This is a genomic window from Alistipes sp. DJF_B185 (assembly GCF_964250025.1).
In the GTDB taxonomy this organism is placed as follows: Bacteria; Bacteroidota; Bacteroidia; order Bacteroidales; family Rikenellaceae; genus Alistipes; species Alistipes finegoldii.
The window spans coordinates 270,973-296,464 of the sequence record NZ_CAXUDY010000001.1 but is presented as its reverse complement, the minus strand read 5'-3'; the positions used below and the strand labels follow the sequence as shown (position 1 = coordinate 296,464).

General features: G+C 52.7%; 20 protein-coding genes and 1 riboswitch. Of the genes, 3 read left to right on the top strand and 17 right to left on the bottom strand.

Annotated features, from left to right (window positions below):
- Nucleotides 1-106 precede the first annotated feature (106 nt).
- The 17 genes from ACESTR_RS01485 to ACESTR_RS01405 all read right to left on the bottom strand — a co-directional run bounded on the left by ACESTR_RS01485 (nt 107) and on the right by ACESTR_RS01405 (nt 20,040).
- Nucleotides 107-1,462 carry a DnaB-like helicase C-terminal domain-containing protein gene (locus tag ACESTR_RS01485; RefSeq protein ID WP_004293560.1) on the bottom strand — a complete coding sequence of 452 codons (1,356 nt, stop codon included), beginning with the start codon at nt 1,460-1,462 and terminating at the stop codon, nt 107-109.
- Entirely contained in the window at nt 1,459-2,076 is a 618-nt protein-coding gene (locus ACESTR_RS01480) for a hypothetical protein (RefSeq protein WP_008672745.1), read from the bottom strand. The genes ACESTR_RS01485 and ACESTR_RS01480 overlap by 4 nt, the downstream gene beginning before the upstream one ends.
- Nucleotides 2,054-2,656 (bottom strand): RNA polymerase sigma factor, encoded by a 603-nt coding sequence (locus ACESTR_RS01475; RefSeq protein WP_004322848.1) that lies wholly within the window; start codon nt 2,654-2,656, stop codon nt 2,054-2,056. Before ACESTR_RS01475 ends, ACESTR_RS01480 begins: the two co-directional genes overlap by 23 nt.
- Before the next feature lie 144 nt (nt 2,657-2,800).
- Nucleotides 2,801-3,286 (bottom strand): crossover junction endodeoxyribonuclease RuvC, encoded by a 486-nt coding sequence (locus ACESTR_RS01470; RefSeq protein WP_004293563.1) that lies wholly within the window; start codon nt 3,284-3,286, stop codon nt 2,801-2,803.
- Nucleotides 3,261-5,585: an SMC family ATPase gene (locus tag ACESTR_RS01465; RefSeq protein ID WP_373178702.1), complete on the bottom strand. Its 2,325-nt coding sequence runs from the start codon at nt 5,583-5,585 to the stop codon at nt 3,261-3,263. The genes ACESTR_RS01470 and ACESTR_RS01465 overlap by 26 nt, the downstream gene beginning before the upstream one ends.
- On the bottom strand, nt 5,573-6,640 hold the full coding sequence (locus tag ACESTR_RS01460) for an exonuclease SbcCD subunit D (RefSeq protein WP_004293565.1): 1,068 nt from the start codon (nt 6,638-6,640) through the stop codon (nt 5,573-5,575). The genes ACESTR_RS01465 and ACESTR_RS01460 overlap by 13 nt, the downstream gene beginning before the upstream one ends.
- 74 nt (nt 6,641-6,714) lie before the next feature.
- Nucleotides 6,715-7,974, bottom strand: a complete 1,260-nt coding sequence (locus ACESTR_RS01455; RefSeq protein ID WP_004293566.1) for a hypothetical protein — start codon at nt 7,972-7,974, stop codon at nt 6,715-6,717.
- Nucleotides 7,975-8,255: 281 nt separating this feature from the next.
- Nucleotides 8,256-8,615, bottom strand: coding sequence for a hypothetical protein (locus ACESTR_RS01450; protein ID WP_224241394.1), 360 nt, complete (start codon nt 8,613-8,615; stop codon nt 8,256-8,258).
- Nucleotides 8,616-8,649: 34 nt separating this feature from the next.
- Nucleotides 8,650-8,862 (bottom strand): hypothetical protein, encoded by a 213-nt coding sequence (locus ACESTR_RS01445; protein ID WP_191835317.1) that lies wholly within the window; start codon nt 8,860-8,862, stop codon nt 8,650-8,652.
- Nucleotides 8,863-8,864: 2 nt separating this feature from the next.
- The gene (locus tag ACESTR_RS01440; protein WP_004293569.1) at nt 8,865-11,447 is read right to left on the bottom strand and encodes a hypothetical protein; all 2,583 of its coding nucleotides are present in this window, start codon (nt 11,445-11,447) and stop codon (nt 8,865-8,867) included.
- Nucleotides 11,444-12,010 carry a hypothetical protein gene (locus tag ACESTR_RS01435; RefSeq protein ID WP_004293571.1) on the bottom strand — a complete coding sequence of 189 codons (567 nt, stop codon included), beginning with the start codon at nt 12,008-12,010 and terminating at the stop codon, nt 11,444-11,446. Before ACESTR_RS01435 ends, ACESTR_RS01440 begins: the two co-directional genes overlap by 4 nt.
- Nucleotides 12,000-12,893, bottom strand: a complete 894-nt coding sequence (locus tag ACESTR_RS01430) for a hypothetical protein (protein ID WP_004293574.1) — start codon at nt 12,891-12,893, stop codon at nt 12,000-12,002. Before ACESTR_RS01430 ends, ACESTR_RS01435 begins: the two co-directional genes overlap by 11 nt.
- Nucleotides 12,890-13,822, bottom strand: a complete 933-nt coding sequence (locus ACESTR_RS01425) for a hypothetical protein (RefSeq protein WP_004293575.1) — start codon at nt 13,820-13,822, stop codon at nt 12,890-12,892. The genes ACESTR_RS01430 and ACESTR_RS01425 overlap by 4 nt, the downstream gene beginning before the upstream one ends.
- Nucleotides 13,815-14,492 carry a hypothetical protein gene (locus ACESTR_RS01420; protein WP_004293576.1) on the bottom strand — a complete coding sequence of 226 codons (678 nt, stop codon included), beginning with the start codon at nt 14,490-14,492 and terminating at the stop codon, nt 13,815-13,817. The genes ACESTR_RS01425 and ACESTR_RS01420 overlap by 8 nt, the downstream gene beginning before the upstream one ends.
- A gap of 110 nt (nt 14,493-14,602) precedes the next feature.
- Nucleotides 14,603-14,926 (bottom strand): hypothetical protein, encoded by a 324-nt coding sequence (locus ACESTR_RS01415; RefSeq protein ID WP_004293577.1) that lies wholly within the window; start codon nt 14,924-14,926, stop codon nt 14,603-14,605.
- A gap of 5 nt (nt 14,927-14,931) precedes the next feature.
- Nucleotides 14,932-15,219, bottom strand: a complete 288-nt coding sequence (locus ACESTR_RS01410) for a hypothetical protein (RefSeq protein WP_004293578.1) — start codon at nt 15,217-15,219, stop codon at nt 14,932-14,934.
- Nucleotides 15,220-15,270: 51 nt separating this feature from the next.
- A complete protein-coding gene (locus tag ACESTR_RS01405; RefSeq protein ID WP_004293579.1) occupies nt 15,271-20,040 on the bottom strand; it encodes a hypothetical protein in 4,770 nt (1,589 codons plus the stop codon).
- 91 nt (nt 20,041-20,131) lie between these two features.
- Nucleotides 20,132-20,320, top strand: a riboswitch (cobalamin riboswitch).
- A gap of 156 nt (nt 20,321-20,476) precedes the next feature.
- Between ACESTR_RS01405 and ACESTR_RS01400 the strand changes: the two genes are divergently transcribed.
- Genes ACESTR_RS01400 through ACESTR_RS01390 form a run of 3 tightly spaced genes read left to right on the top strand, consistent with a single transcriptional unit; the run spans nt 20,477 to nt 25,426 of the window.
- The gene (locus tag ACESTR_RS01400) at nt 20,477-21,436 is read left to right on the top strand and encodes a DUF4465 domain-containing protein (protein ID WP_004293580.1); all 960 of its coding nucleotides are present in this window, start codon (nt 20,477-20,479) and stop codon (nt 21,434-21,436) included.
- A 53-nt stretch (nt 21,437-21,489) separates the two neighbouring features.
- Nucleotides 21,490-23,298 (top strand): PKD-like domain-containing protein, encoded by a 1,809-nt coding sequence (locus ACESTR_RS01395; protein ID WP_004293581.1) that lies wholly within the window; start codon nt 21,490-21,492, stop codon nt 23,296-23,298.
- Nucleotide 23,299: 1 nt separating this feature from the next.
- The gene (locus tag ACESTR_RS01390; protein WP_004303979.1) at nt 23,300-25,426 is read left to right on the top strand and encodes a hypothetical protein; all 2,127 of its coding nucleotides are present in this window, start codon (nt 23,300-23,302) and stop codon (nt 25,424-25,426) included.
- Nucleotides 25,427-25,492: the final 66 nt, after the last annotated feature.

The window sequence follows — 25,492 nt, the reverse complement described above, 5'->3', positions numbered from 1 at the left end:
TCTGTCCGGAATTGGTTTTACGCATGTAAGCTGCCATATATTCTCAACATTCCAGTCGTTACAAGTCAAAAAGCCACCGACACGCCGCATCCGGATCGATGGCTTTTTATTCCCTGTTCAGATTCAGTGTCCTCTGCCCGTCATAGAACACCTCATTGTCGTAGTCGGTGGCAATCCTGATAGTGTCTCCTTTCTTGAAGAACCGGCTTTTGGCCACGTGCAGGCGCATAACGTTCTCCTTTCTTTCAGCCGATGACTGGTTGAGCGAAACAAGGTGCGTGCACGGGCGGGCCAGACCTTTGGCCTCCGAACAGTTGTACTCGGTCAGCACGTTCCGCTCGTCATTCAGCCACTCCCGGTCTTCGATGGTAGACTGGTAAGTCACCACCATCCATACCTTTTCGTCCGCCGCCAGGTCCTTCAGGTCATTAGCCACCGCGATACGCTTCGCCCGTTCATGGTCGGCTCCCCATGAACGGCGGTTGGCATCCGTCAGCAAGTCCATCGAATCCACAATCACGATGTCCGGATTATATCCTTTGAGCTTCCTGTATTCCGAAATGCCGTTCTTGATGTCGAGTGTCGAGACCTGGGCATTGAAACGCGGGTAACTGCGCACCGTGATGCTTCCGGCATACGAGGCGACCAGTTTTTCCAGATGTCTCATCTCCGTATCCGAAATCTTTCCCCGCTCGTAATAGTAGGCGTTCCTGGAAATCAGTCCGCCGGAATAGGCGTTCAACGCCTCTTCTTCCGAACCTTCCAGCTGGAAATGCAGCACATGCAGCCCGTCATCGATGTCCGCCCTGACACCGATCCATTTGGCGATGTGCGACTTTCCCACGCCTGTGCTGGCCAGGAAACAGGTCAGCTGACCTCGCAGGTTACGTCCGGCATTGAGCGCATCCAGATACGGGATGTAGAAGCGGGACACACGAGGGGCGGCCGAGCGTTCCTCTTCCTCCTCGCGCCGGCGGTTCCTCTCGAAACGCTCCTTGAAAGTCGCGGCCACATCGACGAACGAGGAACTCTTCAGCGTGAACCCTGCCAGCCACTCGGCATATTCCCGAAGAGTCTTCTCCGCCTTGTCCTGTTTGTTCTCGTTATACAGTTTTCCGACCTCCGCATAGACCGACTGCAACCGGACCCCCTTGATGTAGGACTCCAGCATGTCGGTCATCACCTCGGCACTCTGTCCCTCGTCATACTCCCGGAAAGTGTCTATCAGCTCGATGGCGTCGTAATCCTCATGGAAGGTCTGTGCCAGCACGGCATACGACGGCGGTGTCTTGTATGTCTTGAAGTGTACGGCTATCGCCTCCTGTACCTGCTGGAACGAACGGTCCGGCAGGTATTCCTTACGCATATGCCGGGCTAGGACAGCACACAACGGTTCCTGTCTGAGCGCCGTGGCATAGAGTTCATACAGGAACTCGGCACTGAGCGGATTGACGGCACTCATGGCTTCGCCTCCTTTTTCCGCCACGCCTCACAGCGGATACGGTACAGTTCCGGATAGCGCGCCTGTGTCCTTCTGCGGCATGGCTCCGCTTTCGCACATTTTGAGCATGACGGGGAGAAAGGCGTCCACATCAGCGTGGAGAGCGCACAGACGAGATATCCCGCTTCGGTGGAGAGCAGTCGCCGCTTGGTCGTCTCCTCGTATTCCGGATAAATAAAACGCCCGAACGGATGGCTGCGGCGGTCTTCCACTGCCCGCGCCAAATCATGCCGTGACAGCCCGAAACTCTTCAGCCACCGGTCCTCCCGGTAGCGGCGTTCCTTTCCCGAGCGGAGATAGCGGCCGATGGCTTTCTTTCCGAATGAATGGGAGACGTTCCATTTCCTGCGATACGCGGTATCATATCCGGAAATGGCATATGTCTGGCAGATACAGAAGTCGGACAGGCGTTCCGCACTGACGGAGACGACCTCCCGGCACAAGCCGTCGAAACACATCCCGAGTTGCCTGTCCGACTTGCCGCCGGTAGGGAACACAAAATCCGCCCACACCGTGGTGCGGACCAGCCGTGTAAAGAGCCTCCGGCATCCGTCAATCCATTCTTTTCTCTCCATCGCGTGTCAATAGTTTGCGCAGCTGCGTCTTGGCTAGGAAGATGCGGCTTTTTACCGTTTCTACGTTCCTGGTCTGCAAAGTACCGTTGTTATAGGTGATTTCCATGATTTCCCCGAGTTTGTAACCAGCCTGCTGCAAGAGCAGGGCTTCCCGGTAAATCGGTTTGAGCCGGTCCAGTGCCCAGAGGATGTCATCGTTATAGAACTCGCGGTAGTTGTCCATCCCCATGCTGTTTCCCGACGGTTCGTCCTCATCCGACAGCGAAGAGGATATTTCCGAAATGTCGATATTGTCGTCCGGGGGCATGCGGTTCCTGTTGCGGTTGTTCAGGTCCGCCACAAGCCGTTTGGTCACGGCATAGATCCAGGTCTTTACCGGACGGGCCGGGTCATAACTGTCCATATACTTGAAGAAGTTGGCCAACGCCTCGAGGTAGTTGTCCTCGATGTCCTCCTGGTTATAGGTATATTTGATACAAATGCTGTATATCAGATTCTTGTGCGGCATCACATATTTTCTGAGAAGTTCCGCCCTCTGTCTCGCGGATTCGTCTTCAGGCTGGAGAACCGCAATAAACACATCTTTCTTTTCCACGTTTCCACTGACTGAAAAGGTTGATAATGAATCTCATGTCCTAATCTGTCAGCTACCGTGAGCGTCAATTGAAAAAACGGGCGGCAGCATTACCGCCGCCCGGAAAAAATCCAAACCGTTGTCGGCTTGTCACAGCCTGTGCCTGCGGATGTAATAGTAGAAGAGGTGGCAGGCATCCGCCGCATTGTCATCCACCGGGACAATACCGTATCTGTCCTTGCAGGCCGCGACCATCTGCGTCTTGGTGGCGTGTCCGTCTCCCGTCGCCCATTTCTTGAGGACAGCCGGGTTGACGAACTCCGGTTCCGGGATATCCAGTTCATCGCACACTTCGAGCAGGATACCCCTGAGTTCCGAGAGCCGCCGCATGTCGTAGAAATGGCGGTTCACGCTCACATCCTCGGCCACGACGCGGCGGATGCCGTAACGACGGAGCAGCGAGAGCAGCGTAGTCCTGAAAGCGCCGTGCATCTTGTTGCCGTTGCGCCGTTTGCTTTCGGTGAAGTTCCATGTCCCGGCCTCATGCAGGGAGAAGTATCCGGTATGCGTGGCGATGTCCAGCGCCAGTACCTGCTCCCGGGTCAGTACGCTATTCTCCGAGTCTCGATTCGCCATTCTCTTTCACGATTACCAGTTTATGCGGATAGCCTTCAGCCACATTCCCGTGCGAGACTACCAGCACGGTACCGCCGAGCGAGTTCAGCGCCTCGAACATGGAGGCCAGCCCCGCTTCATCGACCGCCTCGAGTATCTCGTCCAGCACGAGCAGATCCAGTCCCTTGTCCCCGTCGCAGTTGCTGTTCACGAGTTTCTGCATGGCAAGGATGGTCGCCAAATTCACACGGGCGGCTTCGCCTGCCGAAAACTTGCCGAACGAGCCGCAGTCCATGCCGTCGCGCAGCAGTGAGATGGAGATTTTCTCCCTTACCTTACCACTCTTGAGGACGGTATACCCGTCGAAGCGGATACGGATGTCGCTGCCGATGTCTTGCAGGAACTCGTTGGTGATACGGCTGAGCGCCTCGATTTTCGTGTTGGCCAGATAGGTCTTGAACTGCACGAACCGTTCCCGCTGTATCTCCAGGGCACGGACCCGGGCATCGACGGCCGTCTTGCGCCCTGCCGCCTCGTTGGACTTCCCGCGCGTTTCACGGAGAGTGTCCTTGAGCGATTGTATGAGGTCGGGTGAAGCCGCCTCATCCAGCTCCCGGATCGTGGCCTGCAAAGTGTCGATGGCGCAGGCCGCAGCCTGTATATCTTCCTTGCCTACCCGTATGCCGCGGTTCAGTGCGGCATTGCGCTCGTCTATGAATCCGAACACCTCGTCGAATACCTTGCGGCGGACACCTTCGATTTCACTTTGCAGGGCGGTAATTTCGGAAGCGATGCGTTTATGCCCGCTTTCCACCTCTTCCACGTGGCGGGTGGCATTCCTGATGGCCCGTTCGTGCCCGGCCAGCTGCTCCTCCCATCCGGTGCGTCTGCCTTCCAATATCCGGCGCTCATGGTTCAGCCGGTTCTGCTGCAACTCCACGGCATCCGTCTCCTCCTGCTTCTCATCGATACGGCCGTTGATTTCCGTGAGCTGCCGTTGACGGAGCTTCAGTTCCTTCATGCCGGCCTCGATGTCGAACTGTGGTTCTGCCACCAGAAACTCATGCCCGCAGAAAGGACAGGTGATGGAGCCGGCCAGTTTGTTCGAGAGGCCGTCAATACCGGCAGAAACGATACGCCGTTTATGACGCAGTTCCTCGATGCTGCCGGACAGGTCGCGCAGACGGATGTCGATTTCCCGCAGTCTCTCCGCAGTCGTATCGGACTGATCCCTGTATGCCTCACAGAATGCGGCATACTCCTTCTTGAACTGTTCCCAGCCGTCAGTCCTGTTTTTCAGTTCCTGTTCCGCCTGCTTCAAGACGGCATCGCAATCCTTCAGCCGCTCTGTGGCGGTCTGTAACCGTCCTTTCTTTTCGGCAATGACCTTGTCCCAGTCCGTCTGCCGGGCATCGGGAAAGAGGGACATCATTTCCGCTATCTTTTCCAGACATGCTTCCAATGCGGTATCTCCGGCTTCCAGTTCCTGCAAAGCCTCGTCCGCCCGCTGCACTCCGGCAAGCTGTTCCTCAAGCCTGTCCACGTTCTCGTGCCCGGTACGGATCTGCTCCCTCTTGGCCGCTATGGCCGTTTCCAGTCCCATGATACGTTCCACACGGGTACGCCCCCGCTCGGCTCCGGCTTCCTCCTCCTTGCGTATCTGCTCCTGTAACATCCCGATACGCCCGTCCAACCCGGCCAGTTCCAGTTCCACCTGCCGTTTCTTTTCAGAGAGCGGCACGATGTCTTCCTCCACTTTGGCGATGGCTTCATCCACCAGGATACCGTTGGAAAAGCGGTTGATGACCTCTTTCTTCTCCTTGTCCGATGACGAGAGGAAATCCTCATACCGGTATTTGGAAAGGATGAAATTGTTGAGCAGCTCGTCGCGTGTGATACCCAGTTTGTCAAGAATATACCGGTTATAGGCATCCACCGAAGGCTGTGCCGCTTCATCGGTTACCACCTGCTTGCCGCCACGGTAAAGCGTACAGCTGACAGAGGAAGCCCCCTTGCGCGGGATACGGCGGTTGACGAGCAGTTCCTCGGCGGCGGAATCGTTGATGAAACGCAAAGCGATACGGCATTCTTCCGCTGCATCGTTGATAATCTCCTCCGAGCGTATCTTTCTAAGCGGGCTGCCCGTGATACCCACGGCAATGCATTCCAACAGGGCAGACTTGCCGGCCCCGTTCGACTGCTGGGACTCATTGTCCCGGTTATCGCCGAAAATCAATGTCGTCACGCCTTGCCGCAGCATGTAGGACAGCGAACGGAAGGCGCAGAGATTTTCGGCTTCTATCGTCTTTAATTTCCACATGATCTGTTTTCTATTCTAGATAAATACTCCAATCCCATCGACACATCCTCGATCTGTTTCTCCCGGCAGAAGTCCTCGTAGGTTTCCCGGATGCGGCGGCTGTCGAATTTCTCGAAGAGCGAAGAGGATACCGCCTCCGGCAGCTGCTCGTCATCGGCAACCAGTTCTACCTTCGCCGCTCCGGCTTCCAGCAAGGCGGCTTTGTCCACCGATTTCATCGCGGCGGCAGGTGCATGGACACGCACCTTGACCTTGTAGCGACCATCGGCCTCCATTTCACGCAGCTCGTCCATCAGGTGCAACCCGGCACGTTCCGCCGGCATATCCATGACACGGTACCGCATGTTCACGCGGTTCTTGACAAACTCGTACGTGCCGTCCGTATACAGCACCGTGTATCCTTTCTCCTCGTCCTCCCCGAAGTTATGCTGGCGCGAGGAACCGATATATTCGATTCCCGTCCCCGGAATGACGGTACGGTTGTGGTAATGGCCGACAAAGACCTTGTCGAAAGGAGAGAATATCCTGGCAGGCAGTTCCTTTTCCGAAGGCTGTGCCAATGCCCCGTTGATACCCTCATGGATGTAGAGGAAGTGCTCCGGTTCTCCGGAAAGCGCTTCCGCAGCCAATCGTCCGAGCCTTTCGGCAAAAGAGCCGTCTTCCGGAAAATAGCTCATTACATGGAGCGCGAACTTCCATTCCGGGCGGCACAGGGTCAGGTACTCATCCACGACAGTCACATTCGGATGCCGGTCGAAGACATGACAATATCCGCGCAGGGATTCCTGGTTCACCTTGTCGTGGTTCCCTTCCGCCAGCGTGACATGAATGTCATGGTCCGCGGCGGATACAAGCATATCCCTGACGGCCAGCAGGACATCGAGTGTCTGGGCGGCACGGGAAAAGAACAGGTCTCCTCCGACAACCACTTCCCGGATATCCCGTTCCCTGCAAATTCCCATGGCCTCCTGCCAGTTGGCCTGGAATGCAGGGATGTTGTCTTTCGAGATGTGGATGTCATTCAATAACAAAAGGCAGGGTTTGTTCTCTTTCATACTAAGTGATTGTGATTAGGACGGGAGGCCCGGATGCCTCCCGTCGGATTAGAATTCAAGAACTTGTGAAAGGCTTATCTGCGGTGGCGGGGACGCCCGGCACGCTCTTCCGTTTCCTCCGGCTGCTCTTCTTCCTCCCCGGGGACATCCTCCGGTTCGTCACTGGGCTTCGGACCCTCCATCTCGCTTTCGATCAGGTCGAGTAGTTCCCGGTTGCTCGTGGAGCGTGTGACACGCACGGAGAGCCCTTCCTGCTCGATGTAGCCGCGGATCATCGCACGCAGCTCCTGGCCTTCCTCGGTCTTCTCACCGAGTTCCTGCCGCTGAAGCTCGTCATAACGTTCGAAAAGGTCGTCCAGCGAGATGCCTCCGCCTTCACGCCCGTTTTCTCTGTTATCTTTCGTACGGCGGTCGAACGAGAACGCGGATATATCCTCCTTGGGCAGTTCACCGTCCAGCGTGTCGATGACCGTCTTCATTTCATCCGTCTCCATGAGCGACATGCCGTAGATACCGTCGCACTGTTTGAGGAACTCGACGGTGGCTCCCAGATGATAACGGGTGTAGCGGTAGATGATTTCCGGGATACGCGGCGCACCCATCAGGGCGGTCAGCTCCTCCTTGGTCAACGGTACCGGTTCCGATTCGTTGTCAATGGAAATGACATACTCGGTCTTGGCTCCGTTCTTGCGCTTTTCAATCTCCACCGGATAGGCGTCATACACCGAGGAAATCGGGCACGGGTAAGACGGATTCTTGGCCAGTTTCTTGCTCCACAGCTTGAACTTCCTCTCATCCAGATCCTTGAACTGGGCATGGGAAAGGGTCATCATCTGCACGCCTTTGGCTCGTTCACCCAGGTCGAATACATAGAGACAGTGGCCGTAACTGTATTTCAGACCGCCTCCGAACGAGCCCCCGGCAATCTTTTCCGCCAGTTTGTCGTCCCCGTCCTCTTTTGCGGCTTCGACGGCCATGCGGCGGTAAGTCTCGATGGGATCAACGCTATATCCGGCATCGGTAGCGCGGGTGACAGTGACATACATCTTTTGGGGCTTGTTCCCCGTAGCGGGTTTCTCCAGCTCCAGAAGCAGCTGGTGGACGGGATACTCATAGCCCGGACGTGTCGGCGAGCCGTCCGGATTGGGAGCGATGGGCAGGATACGGAGACGGTAAGTCCCGAACTTGTCCATGCGGAAGAACTCCGTACGGGCGAACGCCCTGTTCTCCTCCTGGGCACGCAACTGTGCCTCCTGATAAGATTCCTGAACGCCGAGGAACATTTCCTCGACAGACATGCCTTCCATGCCGTTGTTCTTTTCTTCTTCTTGCATAAACGCTTTGTTTTATGGATTTAAAAATGCCCGAAGAATGCGACACGGTATACCCGCATCGCAAAGAAACTGGTAACAGGACGGACGGGTTCGGTTGCACCGTCCGCGTTCAACTGATAAAATTGGGAGAGGATGTCTCGCTGACCGTATCCCGAAAGAGGATACTCATTTGACAATATGGAAAGGTCTTGCAGCGACCGTGGAATACAAAATTAGGCAAATTACCCGGAACAGCCATACATGTACATGAATGTTTCTCACCGGCATTGTCCTTCAGCGCATTACCGTTTCATTTTAAGAATGCTTTTAATCTCTCCGAGCAGTCTGTCGCCGCCCGGCGCGTTCCGCGCTTCGGCAAGCAGCCTCCTGCGGTTCCGGCGGATATACTCTTCTCTCTTGCGGCGGCATATGCCTTCATAGTAGGCTTTGCGCTCCGGCGTGAGCCGTTTCCCGCGCCGGCAATAGACCCCGTCCCGGCGGTACTCGTCCAGGTAGCGGCGGAACTTCGCCTTGCCGCAGGAAGGGTCTTTCGATGCCTCCGCCACCGACCGTATGACCTGCCAGTCCGGCTCGAAGGGCTGCTGCGTGGCGCATAACCTGCGGAGCAGATGATAGACTACCGGCATCTCATACCGGAGCATGAAGCCTATCCGTGTCTCGTCGAAAGGAAAGCGCTTAAGCGTCCCCTGCGGTCTTCCGTCTTCTCGCTTTCGGGGCTTCTGCTGCCGGGGAGACGGTTTCTTCTGCGGCTGCCGCCTGATTTTCTTCTGTTTCATGATGTTGCGGTTGAATGGTTTGCTGTACGGTTTCACGGACGGGAACGTTCCTGCGCTCCGCAATCCTCCGGCGGCTTTCAATATCGCCGTTTACATTGAGTTTATGTTTCATGACTATACAAAATAGGTGAAGTTGAGTTCTACATTGACATTGTACATACCGCGCTCGTAAAGCTGTATCCTGCGCGAACCGCCGTAGATGGTGAACGAGGAGCCCCGGTTGTACTTGTGGTCATCGTTCCAGTCAGCGGCGCTGCAGCGCACGCTGTATCTCGGGGGCTGTATCTTGTTCGGGATGACGGCAACGATGCCGCCCCAGTTGCTGCCGTCCCTGCGTGCGGTATTGATATACCCCTGTATGGACACGATATTCCCGATCTGGCGGATAAACAGCCCCTGGGTATCTGTTCCCGAGCCGCTGTTCTCCATGTGCATCCATCCCGTATCCGCCAGCAGGGGCTGGTATTCTTCCGCATAGGCGGCTCCGATAGCGCGGCAGGCCTGCCGTTTCGCCTCCGCTGTCGGCAAGGACAGGTCGGAAAGTTTGCCGTCCTTGCGCAGGTAGTCCTTGACGATTTCGTCTTTGGACAGCACGTCCAACTTGTTCCGCAGGAGCTGCCGGGCTTCCATGGGGGATTTTCCTTGCCCGGTCAAAAAGTCGATGTAATCCTGGAACAGGTTTTCAAGCGCGGCGAAGCGGGCGTCCGCCCCGGCCTTGGTATACAGGTTCAGGTTGGTGGCGATGGTATCCTTTTCGGAAGCGTTGTAGCCGCCCATCAGCCGCTCCGCCTTTTTCTTGAGTTCCCTGACAACCTGCGAGGTCATCACGTATCCCTCGACCTGCGCGTGCGAAATGCCGCCTTCATCTATGTAGGCGAACGAACCGGTCTTGATTTCCAGCAGTTTGTCCCTGAGTTCGGGTGTGAAGACAATGCCCTCGTAAGCGGAGTCAGTCCCGAGCTTGCCGTCCATCATCCGGTCTATCTCGGCCGTGGAATAGACTTCGAGGTTCTTGCGTGCCTTGCCCTTGTCCGGAAGGTCGGACAGGTTCGAGGTCTTGGCCAGTTTCAGCTCCCCGGTACCTTTCTTTTCGGCATCGAGGGTATCCCTGACGGCCGCCTGCCGCTTTGCTTTCAGTTCGGCGGCTTCCTCTGCCGTCAGCCCGCTGATCTCGTCCGCCGTCAGGCGCACCAGCTCCTTCAATCCTTCGGAGATTTCCAGAAATACCTCCCCGGCTTCCGCTTTGGAATAGACATCGATATTCTTCCGGGCGGCAGCCTTGTCCATGACATCGGAAAGGTTCCCGTCGGCGGAGAGTTTCATTTTCAAAGCCGCCGCGACGGTTCCCGATGTGACATAACCTTCGCCGCCCTCCGTCAGTTCTCCGGTAGTGATAGCCGCCAGTTTCTTCCTGTATTCGGTCGTGAAGTCTTCGGTAGAGAGCTGTTTGCCTTCTACCACATCCACTTTCTTTCCCATCGCCTCCGTAAAGGCCCTGACGGTCACATAGGTGTCGGACACGGATTTTCCGTTGATTTTAAGCGTACCGAGCACATCCACCGCTCCCAAAGGGGCAAGCACGATGTCGCCCAGAGCGTTCCTCAGCGCAAAACGGAAACTGTCAGCGGTGTCGAAGCCGACGGTGGCGAGCAGCGCGGCGGCACTGTCGCGCCAGGTAATCAGGTTTGTCAGCCTGGCATTGTCTTTCGTATAGGCGGTATTCTGAATATCGATACCCCGTCCGGTGCTTTGCAGGGAGAGCAGTCCGCCGACCTGCAGGGTGGCGGTACGCCCGATGACTTTCAAAACAGGTGTGGTGCAGGCTTTTCCGTCATGCACGGCAAAGTCACGGTATTTTGTTCCGCCGCCCTCCGTGCCGTGGTAATTGATACGGATACAACCCTCATCCGTCACATCCGAGGTGTTATAGATGTCGTATCCCTTGATGCGGACAGCCCCGATCCGGGCGTTTTCATTCAGCGAAGTACCGCAGGATATGCCGTCTTCCGTAACCCTGGCCAGTTCCTTGCCTTGTTTCATGAAACTGAACGTGCCGTCCGTCCGGATGACAATCTCGTTGACAAGCAGACCGTGCAGGTAGGCACCGATGGCGGCATGGCCGTCCGCCTTGACGATGCCTTTGAGCATGTAGCCGTTCCCGCCGCTGACGGAGACGGCGGTCTTGGAGCTGATTTCTTTCTGCCCGGTGAACGTTCCGGCCAGCACCAGATCCTTCTTGACGGTCTGCCGGGCAAAAGGTGTATCGAGCAGGACAGCATAGCGGCCGAAGAACTTGTCGATGAACCGGGGTGCATAGCTCTCCGTCACCTCGATGGCCGCCGGCAGTTTGTCAGTAACCGGATCGACCGTATCCGGGACAGCCTTGGCTCCGGCACAGAGATAACAGGTACGCCCGCGCTTGTTGACCTCATTGGCGTAGACCACCGATTCATGCCGGTTGATTTCGTATATATAATAGGGATAGACAGCATCGGCGCAGCCGTCGAAACGGCGTACCTTTCCGCCGAGCCAGACATAACCCGGGGAGACGCGGGGACCCTCGATCTCGCATCCGGAGATGATGAAGTCCGAGCAGCCGTCAAAAACGGCACTCATGCTGAGAGCCAGTTCCTGCAAGTTCAGGATATCGTCCGAGTAGGTATACCGTCCGCCGGTTTCCGCAATATATTCTTTCATTGTCCTGTATTCTTATTGGGGGTGTATTCGTCTTCGTCGATCTTGATCAGGTAGGTCTTGCCTGCTGTCTTATAGGTGTTCACCACATAGGAAAGCATATAGACCAGTTCCCGCGGAGGTATGGTGACGGGCGGGACGCAGACCATGAAGCTGACCTTGTTGATCAGCTTCTCTTCCGCCAGCAGGTAGAACGGACGGGGGCGTTCCGCCTCATTGTCCGTTGTAACCTGTTCCCCGTTGTACCATACGGTGAAAGGACGCTGGTATTCCGCCCCTTCGTGGTACAGGTCCACACCGACACTCGTGCTGTCCTTGATGAAGATGCGGTCCTTGCCGTCCTTGATGTATTTACCGAACCGGTAGTTCAGGAACCACTCGAAATAGATGACCTGTGAGGTCATGCGCGCCTCGATATGCCGTTCCCGTGCAAACGTACGGAACCGTTCGTTCAGGCTTTGCAAGGGATAGAGGCAGCTCTGCACGAAGAGGATGAACCGCCGTCCCGACAGGTAGTGCGGCACGAGCCGGTTCACCGAACGGTCTATGGGCAGCTTATATCTCATGGTTTTCGACTTTGAGCGTGATGGCTTCCCGGAAGGTCGGCAGTTCCGACTCCTCGTCCTTGCGCGAGGACTCTTTCAGGTAGCCCGAGGCGGTGTATGTCATGCGGCCGACACGTTGCAGGGGCTGGATTTGCCCGTCCGTATCGTGGCAAGCAATAAACACGCCCTGCTCGGGGATTGCCGTCTCGTCGATATAGACGTCTGTAACGTGTTCGGCACGGCGTATGGCATCCGTCAGGCGGGAGACATAGACCGCAGCGTCGAAGTCGATGCCCATAATGTAGTCCCGGATACGGGTCTCGATGCTGTCGTACATCTCCGCCTCGGGAACGGCACCATCGTAGAAGACCGTAAGACGCGGCACCAGCACGTCGCCTTTGGTCGAGATGACCTCGATGCGTGTGCCGGCGAATTTCAGCTTGCCGATATAGGCATTGATGGGCACCAGCTCCTCGGCGGGAATAGCTTCCAGATGTCCTTTCGTGCCGGTAGCGATTTTCAGTACCAGCTTGCTGTCGAGGTTGCTGTCGTCCGTGCTCTCCACATAGGAGACCTGCGTAATGATGCGTTTGGTCTCATCGACCTGGGCATACCCGAAAGCCAGTCCGTCCTCGCGGACGGTCAGCTCGTCGCCCTGCTGGTATTGCAGCAGCGCATTGGCGTAGTAGTCCGGCGTGCCGTTGATCCGGTTGTTGATGGCTTCCGAGATATCCACCGCGAAGACATCAAGCAGCGTCTCGAAACTGTAGATGACAGCGGCTACGGTCCATAGGATACCGTTCATGACAGACAGCTTCGAGTCGCTGGCGAACTCCGTCAGTTCCAGCCGCCGGTTGCGTTCCTGCACGGCTTCATTGTATATCTCCTTAATCGTCCGGCTCATTCCACTGTATAGGTTATATCGTCGATAATGAATTTCCACGCGCCACCCTCATTCCAGGCCTCCTCGTGCAGGATGACCCATACGGCTTCCATGCCCGAGGCGATACGGTAGCGCCCCGTTTCGGTATCCCGGTCCGGCTCCCGATAGGTTCCCGTCGGGGCTGTAGGTAAAATGACCGTGCAATTCCGTCGGTCGCCGTAATGTTCCACAAGGGTTGTCAGGTAATGATCTATGACTGTCGGTTTCAGTCGGGCGGCGGAGAGGTCGAGTGTCATCAGTTCCCGGCATTCGGCAAGCGGTGCAAGATCGGCCAACGCGCAATTCGACAGGTTCAGGCTGTAGGTTCCGGAAAGCAGCCGCAGGCTCTCCAAGGAGAGTGTGGCGTGCGTGAGCGTCAGCTCCTCCACCGGCAGTGTCTGCACCAGTACCAACGACCGCGGTTTGAGCCCGCTCCAGTCGATACTCCGGAAGCAGGCATCGGTAAACCAACGGATACGACGCCTGTCCCTGACTTTGTTGTCGAAGGTATGGGTGAGCAGCTGCGGCGTGTCCGCGAGGAGGACGGTCTCGGTGTCGCTGTTGTCGCCCCAGTCGATTTCCAGCTGTCCCGCACCGGAAACGGCACACTGCACGGTGATGATCCCGGCAGCGAGCGTGAGGACGACAGCAAGCGGCAAGGTGAACGTTTTGGGATAGACATGCCGTTCACCGTTAGCGGGGACGATGCCGTGCAACCCGTTATAGGCGACTACATCGGCGCGGATAACGAAATCGTCCGTGTAGACAAGTTCCCGGCCGGCAGTCAATGTCGTGGCGAAGGAGAGATCGGGGTTGTTGATGAGCAAATCCACGACTCCCTCGATGCTGCCGTACAGGTACAGGGCCACATCGTAGATATTCTGTCCGGCTACGACCCTGTACTTACCCATCGTTCTCCTCCTTTTCCTCGGTTTCTAAAAGCAGCTCTCCCGTGGCAGAATCCATATAGGCATTCTTGATGACGACCTTGTCCGACAGGAATTCCGACTGCAGTTTGGCGGCAAGACCGTTGTTTTCCAGACTCGAATGCAGGTAGTCGACGAGGCCGACACCTGTCGTAGAATGTTGGTAGAGATTTCCGGCTGAAGCTTTCAGCAGAAACGTCTCGTTCTGGGCTTTGGCGGCTCCTATTTCGAAGTCGGTCTCTGAGCCGCTGTACACGGCAAGGTAACCGTCCCGTGACAGCAGGTTGTAGACTCCCTTCTCATTGAGGGAGAAAAATGCGGCCAGGGCGATATCGGCCGTGCCGGCTTCCGTCTCCGCCACGACGGGAAACCAATGTTTGCCCGTCGCAGGATTTCTCAGGTACTCCGTGCCGCCCGAACCGCTTTCCATAACCAGACGGACCGTCAGGCGGCGCATGTCGGGCGTATAGGGAATCCTGACATGGAACCCTTTGCCGTCGTTATACGTGTACACGAAGCCGACGGGGACGGTAATCTCTCCGTAGCGGAAGGTGTCGTTGTCCGCACCCGCGACGGCATCGAGCAGGCGGAAGTCGTAGAAACTCTTGCCGGCGATATTGCCGGAAGTCTCCACCTCACCGTATTCGGCGTCCATTGTTATGTCCTGTCTTGCCATGAACGATACTTCAACAAAAAGCCCGACCATACATCAGAGTACGACCGGGCACTCTTTTCAAAAGAGTAGCGGCAGAAAGAAAGGATGGTTTACTTCTCCTGAATGAAATCGTAGATGCGCGACACGGTAGCCCACATATCGTCCGGAAGCTCCTCGTCCGAGATGCGTTCGCAGGCTTTCCGGAGATACTCCATCTCGTCCCCCGAGAACTCCACGGCAAGCGGTTTCTCCTTCTCCACATCCCATTCGATGCGCTTGTCCTCGGCATTCTCGTGAAGACCGATGGCTTTGCGCTCCTCGTCCGGAATGGCGATCTTGCGCAGAATCTCTTTTTTGAGGTTGAAGTCCTTGAAGTTGCCCCGTGCCGGCAAAAAGGACGGCAGGTAAAGGCGGTCTTTGACTGACAGTTCCATATTATTTATGCATTTTGTACGTTACTCTTTTTTATTTCGTCGATCATGGTATCGAAATCATGAAACAGGGGTGCAAGCGGCTCTCCCATAGGAATGTTGCATGAAATAACGCCTTGTTCCATGTAGATGATACCTATCTGCGGAGCGTTCCCCGAGCCATCCGTATCCTTCTTGCGGATGGAGGCGTGGACGCGGGTCAGCGCGTCATTGACGATGGAATATTCCAACTGGTAGTCGGCATTCTCCGTGCTCTCTTCGGCAACCTTGGTTACCGTTACGTTGGTGATGTTCATAATTCGCTTCTGTTTTTATTAAGTGTAGGGATATTCCCAGCAGAAAAGTTTTTAATAAGAGTGATTTAATATCTGGTAATGGAACGAGGGGTAATTGGCGCACAATACCGTAATGGAGTCTCCCTTGGCTAACGTGTAACTGGCAAGATCCCCGTTGTGGTTACGGATATTGGTGAATACAAGGCTATTCCCCCAGTTGTAGTTGTAAATTAGGGTAAATATGCAGGCGAAGTCCGACGGCAGAGTCGAGTAACCGAACATGGTGGCCACGGACGATGCCGACGGCAGGGTCACGCTGTACTTCTGGTTGGCATAAACGAAAAAGATGTTGAACTGCGAGAAATCGATCGTGTAACCGCTGCCTGTGAAATAGACATTCTTGATCTTGTTGCCGATGCAGGCAGGGGCTATAACAGAGGCATTGGACCATATTCCGTAGTTACGGTTACCGTTTTTGACATCGATATAAAGCCCGTAGTTGTTATTAAAGATGCTGTTCACCTTGTTGTTCACAATACGTCCGGTGGCACATGATCCGCCGGCGGATGCCGGTATGGTGTTGCTGCCGAACAGGACATACGAAATGGTGTCCCCCACGCGGAACAGGTCGTCGTAGATGGCAAGGCCGCCGCCTGAGCCGGTTCCTGTCGCCGTCGAGCCGATGCGCCCCTGACCGATGACGAATCCCCCGATGGTGCCGGCATTGGCGTTGATGGTGCCCGTCATCGTGACATTTCCCGAGGCGTCCCATTTGATATTCTGGTTGGCCAGATAACCCGATCCGTCATTGGCAAAGGAGATTTTCCCGCACCCGAACGTGGCGGAACCGTCCGTGTTCAGCGCCCAATAGTTTACTCCGGTGGAAGGGTTGTCGTGGTAAATATATCCTGAAGCCCCCATAACGATGCGGTGCCCCGAGGCCGGAGCCGAAGCGGTCAGGGCGCTTGTTCCGAGAATCCAGCCGCCGATCTTGCCGCTCACGGCCGTGATACCGTTCCTGTCCAGCGTGACCTTTACGCTATTGTTCGCATCCTTGACGGAGATGCTGCCGTTATAGCTGCTCCCTCCGACAGTCAGGGCGGAATCCACGATAATCTGGTTGGCGCGTACGGTTCCCGTGTAAATGCCGTTGGCATCGATGGTGGTCGTGTATTTCTCCGTGGAGGTAAGGTCGAAGACCGTGGCATAGGCCACATACCAGATGACAGGCGTATCGGAAGTCCCCTGCGTGCCGTCCACGTAGAAGAAATGGGTGCTGGAAAAATCGGCGGTGCCGCACACGACCTTGTAGACGTATTCTTTCCAGTCGCCCGTGCCGGCGTTCGACGTAAGCCACCGGTGCGAACCTCCCGTGCCGACGCTGTTCGTCGCCCAACAGAGATTTCTGCCGGCGGGGATCTTGGCGATAATGCGGGCGACGAGCACCTTGCGGTAACCGCATTTCGCCCCGAAATAGAAGCCTCCGTTGCGAGGGCTGGCACTGCCGCTGGTCTGGATTTTCAGGACATACTTGCTGTCATTGGGTGCCGTGGCATCCTGCTGCCGGGTAACGGTCACCATACCGTTCTGGGAGTTGTTGTAAACCACGACACCGTTGTTTCCGTTCCAGAAAGTCGGGTCGCGGTAGAGCATCTTCCCGAACGCCATGGCCGAAGCGAGTTCCTGCGCCGTCGTGATGCCCGTAGTCCACTGGGCGGATACGGATGCGGCAAAGGTAACCGTGCCGGCGGCATTCCATGAGATATTACCCGAGGCTATGTGCCCAGACCCGTCGTTGTTCAGACTCCATTTCGTGGAGTTGGCGATAGATCCGTCGCTGCCCAGCGAGATGTTGTTTTTCCAGATATGGTTGTGGTCGAAGGCCCACCCCGCGATACGGTTGTATACCTCCTTGCTGCCGCTTTTGGTATAGTTCACCGAGAGGCAGAAGTATTCCAGATTGTCCCATGACATCATCTGAAGACCTATGAATCCGGTCTTGACACTGTTGCCGGATGCCGCCACCTGCCCGAGGACGATATGCCCTGCATTGCTGCTCTGATACCACGTAAGGCATATACCCAGCGGCTTGTAGGCTCCCGTGTACCAGTAACCGCTGCCCGTGGAGGCGGAACGGATTTGCAACGGGATGGCACCCACAGCTCCGACGTTCCCTATGGTCATGTTGTCACTGCCGATGGAGAAACCGCCGATCTTGCCCTTCGTGAACGTGCAGCTGAGACCGTTGATGTAATCGGTATTGATAATGGACGACTTGATACCCACGGCATCGAGTTTCGAGGCGCTGATGCTGCCCGCGGCGATACGGTCTGCCGAAAGTGTTCCCGTCTTGATACTGCCGGCATCGATCGCCACGGCGTTGACCTGCGCCGCGGTAAGGGTGCCCGTGTAAATCCCTGTCGAGCCGATATAGGTCAGCGGGTGCGCCGCAAGCGTGCTGTCCGTGCTTTGCGCCAGAGCAATGAACCGATGGCGGCGGATCTCCTCCTCGACGGCAGCCGTGAGGGTGCGCGGCGCGGGGGCATAGGCTTGTGTGGAACCGCTCTGGAAGATAAGGTCGTTGCCGTAAGCGATTTGCGGAGCTGCCGGAATCGGCGAAGGACTATAACTGCTGCTCTCTATCGGCTGGTCGGAGTAGAGGTGGTACACGGCACCCGTATCGCCGCCGCCACGCAGGAAGACGGCGAACATGCAGTAGTTGCCGCACAGCTGCGCCCCGGCGAACATCCGGCAGTAGGTCTCGGAAAGGTCATAGATATCCCATGAATAGGCAATGCCACCCCAACCGCCGAAGTTGGTTTTGATAAGTACGATCAGACCTCCTTTGTGCGTGGATGTGTTCCACGAGACCGGAGCCTGCTCGGCATATCCCCGACGGACGAGAATGGTACGTTTGATGTTCTGGTCGCCACCTTTGAAAACGACTGGATAATAGGTCGCTTCGTCGCCGTTGATGATGAGTTTCTTGTAATATCGATAGCCGAAGTTCGTAACCTTGGCCGCTTCGATGTCGTTCTTCCATTGCAGCGATACGGAAGCCCCGAACGTAACGTTCCCGGCAGTGTCCCATGCAATGTTGCCCGAGGCGATCTGCCCCGAACCGTCGTTGTTCAGTTTCCATTTCGTGGAGTTGATGATCGAGCCGTCGCTGCCCAGCGACACGTTGCCCTTGCGAATGGAAGTCGTGTCGATCGTCCAGCCGGCTATGCTGTTGCTCGAACCCAGCTGTGCCACGCAGTACCCTGCACTGTCCGTGGTATAGAGCCCGAAGTCCGTGTCGCTGTTGTAGTAGAGCTGCACCCGCTGCCCGCTAGCGACACCCGAATTGGCCCCGTACACCGCGATGCGTCTGTTGCCGCTGTCTATCGAGATATGCGTGGCAGTGAGGGCCGAAGCCCCGATCATCCAGCCGCCGATTTTTCCTTTGGTGAAGGTACAGCTCAGGCCGTTGATATAGTCCGTGTTGATGATGGAGGACCTGATGCTGGCGGCATCGAGCTTCGAGGCCGCTATACTGCCTGCCGCTATGCGGTCGGCGGAGATGGTTCCTGCGGTAATCTGCGAGGCGGTGATACTGCCGGTATAGATTCCGTCGGCCGTGATCTTCGTCAGCTTGGGATAGCCGCTGCCGCCCAAAGCCGTGGTGAGGGAGCCGATAGGTGCCGTCCACAAGGCACTGACCGTCGAGGCGAACGTGACGTTGCCCGAAGCGTCCCACGCGATGTTGCCGCCCGCGACCGCTCCGGCTCCCGAGGCATCCAGCCGCCATTTATAGCCCCGGATACCGTTCGAGCCGAGCGTAATGCTACCTGCGGCAGAGGTGCAGCTCCCCACAGTGTTGTTCTTCGTACCCCGGTAAAGGGAGTCGGCATCCACCGTCCAGCCGCCGATTTTCCCTTTTGTAACGTTCAAGGTCAGAGCTTCGATGTTTCCGGCGGTAATCAAGGAGGCTTTCAACGCCGCCGTGTCGATGCGTGCCGCAGCGATAATCCCCGATGTGATCTGGGAAGCACTGATGGAAATCGTCTTAATCGTATCGGCCGAGAGTGTTCCGGTAAAGACGCCGTCCTTGTCGATGTAGGTCGCACCGACCCAGTTCAGACTCACTCCGCTGCCGAACTCGACCTTGCCTGTCGTGGCGTTATACCTGACATACTGGTCGCCATAACCCAACTGGGCGTTACCGCCGTTATCTACATAGAAGGTTTTGTAGCCATCCCTAAATCCATAGATGCCGTTTACCGCCTCTGCGGCGATCGTTCCCGAGGAGGTCTTCGTATTGAGTGTAAACGAGCCTATGGCTATCCCGGAGACGGTGCCGTCGCTGTTTTTCGTGCCCGCAAAGAGTTTGGGGGTGATGACCGTGTTGCCGTTGATGAGCGTCTTACCCGTATTCCACTCCTTGACCCAGTCGAGCATGTCGGCATCGACCCCGTCCTTGCCCGGGATACCCGCCTTGGCTTTCGACCAGACGAACGACAGATGATAGACAATACCGGAAATTGTCACGGGAATATCTATTGTTCCGTGGTCGGCGAGGGTCGTCGTACCGGCGGTGATAACGTAGGTTAAGGTCTTCGTGCCGTTATTGACGGTAACGGATGAGAATCCCGCCGGCTTACCCACCGCACCGATGGTAAAGGCCGTGAGTTCCTCGTCCCCGCACATCACCCGTACGGTCGAGGTGAGAGTGACGGACGAGAGAATCTTCCCCGTGTCATCCGCGGGGAACACGTATTCACCCAAAGACTGGGTTATGGTATACCCGTCCTTCTGGACATAGATGGTCGCCTGTCCCCGGGCGATGAGAATCTTTGCCATGAAACCTTTTTCTGAAAGTATAGTGCGGAATGATTCCGGCAGGTTGCGGATTTTTTTTCGTGTAAATGATATTATTATAAAAAATATTTGTATTTTTGTAATTGGAAATGGTTCCGGGCGGTTCGCCGCCACGGATGAAAAGGGAATCCGGTGAGAATCCGGGACAGTACCCGCTGCTGTAAGTCCCCTCAAGGTTGCCGCAACCTGCCACTGGTGTAATGCTGGGAAGGCGCGACGACTGGGACGAGTCAGAAGACCTGCCATGACCGGAAAAGGATTTACACCCGCGGGAGAAAATCGGGTTGCGATCAGATACGGAATGCCGTAGGAGTCATTCTCATATTTGAAGACAAACATAATCCCGTTCGTGTAAACCTGCGCGAACGGGATTTTTTGTGTTTGTTAAAAATATGTTTTATTAAAAAACAAGTAAGCTATGAAAAGAAATTTACGCTTTCTGGCGGGAGCTTTCCTGTTGACGGCAACCGCCCTGTTCACCGGCTGTAATTCAGACGATGACTTTTTGATGAATCCTCAAACTGATTCAGTAACTCCCGAAACCCGAGCCAACTTTAATGATGATGGCACTACAACCATTACATTCGATGACTTCGATGAAACATTCATGGCGGTTTCGCCTAAAGCAGAGAACTACTACACGCTTTATGGATATACTGCAGAGAACCAAATCAGGGAAATATACGATCCCGATTTTGTGTTTGTCTCCGACATGAATACTGTAACCAATTCTTATGGAGCGTATACTGAATTTTCCAGTGGTGCCATTGCGTTGTCGAAATACAATTATCGTTCTGATTCTGCTGCCGGCAAGACTTCTGGAACTAATTGGTGGTATACTTGGGAGAATCAATGTAGTGTCTATAATACAGCATCCACAGATGGGGCCAATACAGGGGCAGGTCACAGCGGTTCCAATTTTGCTGTTGTATACGGCTACTCTGATTTCGGAAATACGGAGTGGATGGCCAAACCTGAATTCTATTTTGACTCCCCTCGCAAATTCAAGGGTTTATGGTATTGTAACACAGCATATACCTATGGTGTGATTATAAATGGTAATCAGTTCGGAACATCGGGTGTTGCAACACCGTTGAGTAATCTGAAAGATTCTGACGGCAACAATATAGGATATTTCCAAGTCAACATCGAATGTTATGACGTAGATGGAAATTTGATCACCACTGTATCGAAATTGTTGGCCGACTACCGATATGATAAACCAACAGTGTCCCCCGTAACTACATGGACATATTGGGATATTAATGTAGCGGATGTGCAAAGTGTAAAATTCAATTTTGAAGGATCTGATGTCGATCCTATATATGGACTCAATACTCCGGCGTATCTTTGTATAGACGACGTTACAATAGAATAACAATTTAATATAGTTTGGCATAGAACTGATTTCAGTTCTATGCCTTTTTTATTATGAAGGCTTTCATATTTAGTATTCTTGTACTTTTGTTTTTTATTACAAGCTGTAATAAGAACGATGTAATTACTGAAGAAATAAAACAAGCTCCTATAATTGAACTCGATAGTGAGACTGGCATTTACACTATCAAAGTTGGGCGTGAACTGACAATTGCCCCGACATATAAATATGCGAATAATGCACTTTATGCATGGACAGTAGATGGAAAACTTCTTTCATCTGAATCAATATTGAAGTATACATGGAATCAGGAACAACATCTATATATCAAATTGCGAGTTGATACACCAGAGGGTTATGCGGAAGAAGAGTTAAAAGTAGAAGTATTGGAGTTAACTCCACCTACAATTTCAATCATAATCCCCTCTAAAGGATTAAAAGTGCCTCAAAACACGGATTATATTTTATCTCCAGATATTCAACATGACGATCTTGAAAATTTTAGAATTGAATGGGTACGCGATGGAGAAATCGTCGGAACAGAAAAAGCATATACGTTTCACGAAAAAGAACTCGGTACATATTCGATAACAATCCGGGCATCCAATATAGACGGAGAAACAATCCGTGATTTCGACGTAGAAGTTGTGGAAACAATGCCTTATTCCGTACGGTTTCCGACACCATCCTATACACAAACTTCTACGGATCGTTATACTTTTGCAGGGCGTCCTGTATATTTGCGGCCTTTGCTGGAATATTTCGATTATCCACAGTATCAATGGCAGGTCAATGGAAAAATTATGGAAGCCGCTACCGACAGGGTTTTTAAATTCACGCCGACGACTCCTGGAGAATATTTCGTTGCTGTTACTGTTACAGAAAAAATGCCCAACACACAGCCACTTTCACGTAACATAACACGTAGTAATACTTCAATTACAACGACAGTTAAGGTTATTTGTGAAGAAAAAACGGAACAAGAACGCTATCGGCAAGCGACAGCGACAAGTTCAGGTATTTGGGATAAGGTTTATGAATTCATTCCTGCTCCCGGACAGTTTATTAATGAGTTATCCCAAAATACCGGATTTATAGGAAATGAAACGACGCCCCAACAAGCCATAGAGTATGCAACGAAACGATTGAACAAAAAAGCGCATGTTTCACTGGGATCTTTCGGTGGTTATATCATCATCGGTTTTGACCATAGTATTGCTCCGAGTGGCCGAGAATACGATTTTGCAATACAAGGAAATGCTTTTAACAGTTCGAGCGGTGGCTCAAATGAGCCGGGCATTGTTTGGGTAATGCAAGATATAAATGGCAATGGCCAGCCAGACGATGAATGGTATGAATTAAAAGGATCTGAAACCGGCATCGATGGTACAATACAAGACTACGAAGTAACTTACTATAGACCTGCACCCAGAGCACATACTCCGTGGGTAGATAGTGAAGGTAATTCAGGTTCTGTCGATATGAATGCATACCATGGCCAAGAATATTATTATCCCAATTGGATTAAAGAAGATAGCTATACATTATATGGGACGCGTCTGACTCCTCGCAACAATCAAGATCCCGTTACAGGATATTGGGCGAATAACGCTTATGAGTGGGGGTATGTGGATAATATGGGTTCAGATAATCTGGTAGGAGGAAATGTCATTGATGGTAGCGGTCAGCGCAACGGATTCAAAATAGCCAATGCAATATATCATGACGGGACTCCAGTAAAATTGCAATATATAGACTTTATCAAAGTTCAGTGTGGAGTATTATCGAAAAGTGGTTGGCTTGGAGAGATATCCACAGAAGTATTTTCATTTGAAGACTTATCAATAACTAATAATCAATAATATGAGACAGTTTTGGCTTTTACTATTCATTGCCCCATTTCTTTTTTTATCATGTTCAGAAGATAATCAGACTCCAGAAAGTCCTGCTGATGCCGATGACAATTTTATCACATCAGTCGTGATGACTGTGGCAAGTCAATCCTATACAGCGGAAATAATTGACAATATAATTACCATAACAGTTCCATATACTGTTTCGTTAAATAATGCTCAAGTCGAATTCAAATACACATCCTCGGCAACAATTATTCCCGATCCGGCAAGCATTACTGACTGGGATACGGAACGAACGTTTCGTGTAACCTCTTACAATGGAGAAGCGAATGATTATACATATAAAGTCATTAAAGACGAGATTCGCTATGAAGGGGATGTGGAATTGAAGACAACAGCGGATGTTACGGCTTTCATTGATACGGACGTAACGGTTATCAAAGGTGATTTGATTATCGGGTCGGATGCTGAGGATGCAGAAGAATTGTCGGATATCGCCGCATTAAAAATATTGAAGGAAGTCGAAGGAAACATCATCATTCGGAAAAGTTATGTTGGACAAGATCTTACGGGACTTGATAATATCACTTCAATTGGAGGTTTGCAAATAGGAACTGAAACTGCCTTTGCGACCAACAGTAAATTGCAGATGGTCAGTATGAGATCTTTGCAGCATATTACTGGCGACATCGTTGTCTGCAACAATCAAGTAGCATATGTGCAATTCGACAACCTTGAAACGATTGATGGAAATATAATATTCAGGACTTCATCTCTACAAAGTTTTGAATTCCCTAAATTAACCACTGTCGTAAAGGATTTTGATCTCCAGTGTCTGACAAGTGACGGAGAACCAGGAGGAGAAATCACATCTTTGAGAATTCCTGAATTGACAAAAGTAAACGGTCGCTTAGGGGTTAATAATTTAGGCAAAATGATTTCTTTGGAATTTCCGAAATTACAAGAAGTTGGAAGTGTGGATTTTGCTTCTATACCGATTCCGTTGGAGACCCTTTCATTGCCGGAATTATCGGTAGTAAACGGCGACCTTAATCTCGTTTCCAGTTATATTGCGTCCGATGCTTTTACATCTACGGGAAATAATAAATTACAAGAAATAGATGGACTGTCTAACTTGTCGATTGTTAAAGGCACATTGACAATATCTAAATTCCAAGTCTTGAAAAAATTACCGGATTGGAGTAAATTAGAACAACTCGGAGGACTGACCTTGCTGCGTTTATTGGAGTGTTCTGATCGAATTTTAGATTTGAGCAAAGTAAATTTTGTACCTTTTGAGGATAACGAACCTTTAATTTCTATTACAGACGGGACTATATTCTCAAAAATTATCACAAAAGAGGATATGTCGCAAGTTAGCATGTTTCTAGCTCCGAGCGGTATTACCGGTTCAAGTGTTGGAATAGATCCAGAATTGAATTTTAAGAGTATTAAGAATTTTAAGTATTCTAGCAATATGACAACAGATCCTGTATTCCAATTTGAACGAGTTTACGGGAATATGGAAATTATAAGAGGTTCAAAAAAAGGCGTTTCAGCCCCTAACTTGGTAAGTGTAGATGGATATTTAAGCATCGAAACTACAATGGCAAACAATATCTCGTTCCCGAAATTGGAAATTGTCGGAGGTCAGTTATGTATTATCGGTAATCTGAACGCTGTTTCTAACTATGATTATGATTTTACGAATTTAAAGTCAGTCGGTTGTTCAAGCAATCCTCAATATATCAAAGAAGGGGTGATTAATAATATTTTATATGGTTCTTTAGATTTTATGGCATCAAATAAAGATTTTACATTTCCGTCATTGGAACATGTCGGGGGTGTTGGTATGACTGTTCGTGCCGTAAAAACTATTTCATGCCCCAAATTGCAGGCCATTGATGGAACACTTTGTGCTGCAAATGCAGCATCGCTTACGACTTTCAATATGCCAACTTTAACAAAACTCTCAGGAGTTCGATTTATCCGGTTGACACGGTTTGTTGATTATACGTTCTTCAAATCTTTTGTAGAAGAAGAGCAAATCAAGAAAGAAGACTGGCTTGTAACCAATTGCGGTTATAACCCCACCTACGAGGATATGCAAGCCGGTCGCTATACCCAGCAGTAACACCCATTATTTTACAAGGGAACAGGGTACTGGCCGAAAGACCGGTACTCTTTCCCGTTTATAACA

What these genes read in the sequence shown, in the direction of transcription:
- ACESTR_RS01485 (WP_004293560.1), bottom strand. Translation starts at nt 1,462, where the DNA reads ATGAGTGCCGTCAATCCGCTCAGTGCCGAGTTCCTGTATGAACTCTAT.
- ACESTR_RS01480 (WP_008672745.1), bottom strand. Translation starts at nt 2,076, where the DNA reads ATGGAGAGAAAAGAATGGATTGACGGATGCCGGAGGCTCTTTACACGG.
- ACESTR_RS01470 (WP_004293563.1), bottom strand. Translation starts at nt 3,286, where the DNA reads ATGGCGAATCGAGACTCGGAGAATAGCGTACTGACCCGGGAGCAGGTA.
- ACESTR_RS01465 (WP_373178702.1), bottom strand. Translation starts at nt 5,585, where the DNA reads ATGTGGAAATTAAAGACGATAGAAGCCGAAAATCTCTGCGCCTTCCGT.
- ACESTR_RS01460 (WP_004293565.1), bottom strand. Translation starts at nt 6,640, where the DNA reads ATGAAAGAGAACAAACCCTGCCTTTTGTTATTGAATGACATCCACATC.
- ACESTR_RS01455 (WP_004293566.1), bottom strand. Translation starts at nt 7,974, where the DNA reads ATGCAAGAAGAAGAAAAGAACAACGGCATGGAAGGCATGTCTGTCGAG.
- ACESTR_RS01450 (WP_224241394.1), bottom strand. Translation starts at nt 8,615, where the DNA reads ATGCTCCGGTATGAGATGCCGGTAGTCTATCATCTGCTCCGCAGGTTA.
- ACESTR_RS01445 (WP_191835317.1), bottom strand. Translation starts at nt 8,862, where the DNA reads ATGAAACATAAACTCAATGTAAACGGCGATATTGAAAGCCGCCGGAGG.
- ACESTR_RS01440 (WP_004293569.1), bottom strand. Translation starts at nt 11,447, where the DNA reads ATGAAAGAATATATTGCGGAAACCGGCGGACGGTATACCTACTCGGAC.
- ACESTR_RS01435 (WP_004293571.1), bottom strand. Translation starts at nt 12,010, where the DNA reads ATGAGATATAAGCTGCCCATAGACCGTTCGGTGAACCGGCTCGTGCCG.
- ACESTR_RS01430 (WP_004293574.1), bottom strand. Translation starts at nt 12,893, where the DNA reads ATGAGCCGGACGATTAAGGAGATATACAATGAAGCCGTGCAGGAACGC.
- ACESTR_RS01425 (WP_004293575.1), bottom strand. Translation starts at nt 13,822, where the DNA reads ATGGGTAAGTACAGGGTCGTAGCCGGACAGAATATCTACGATGTGGCC.
- ACESTR_RS01420 (WP_004293576.1), bottom strand. Translation starts at nt 14,492, where the DNA reads ATGGACGCCGAATACGGTGAGGTGGAGACTTCCGGCAATATCGCCGGC.
- ACESTR_RS01415 (WP_004293577.1), bottom strand. Translation starts at nt 14,926, where the DNA reads ATGGAACTGTCAGTCAAAGACCGCCTTTACCTGCCGTCCTTTTTGCCG.
- ACESTR_RS01410 (WP_004293578.1), bottom strand. Translation starts at nt 15,219, where the DNA reads ATGAACATCACCAACGTAACGGTAACCAAGGTTGCCGAAGAGAGCACG.
- ACESTR_RS01405 (WP_004293579.1), bottom strand. Translation starts at nt 20,040, where the DNA reads ATGGCAAAGATTCTCATCGCCCGGGGACAGGCGACCATCTATGTCCAG.
- ACESTR_RS01400 (WP_004293580.1), top strand. Translation starts at nt 20,477, where the DNA reads ATGAAAAGAAATTTACGCTTTCTGGCGGGAGCTTTCCTGTTGACGGCA.
- ACESTR_RS01395 (WP_004293581.1), top strand. Translation starts at nt 21,490, where the DNA reads ATGAAGGCTTTCATATTTAGTATTCTTGTACTTTTGTTTTTTATTACA.
- ACESTR_RS01390 (WP_004303979.1), top strand. Translation starts at nt 23,300, where the DNA reads ATGAGACAGTTTTGGCTTTTACTATTCATTGCCCCATTTCTTTTTTTA.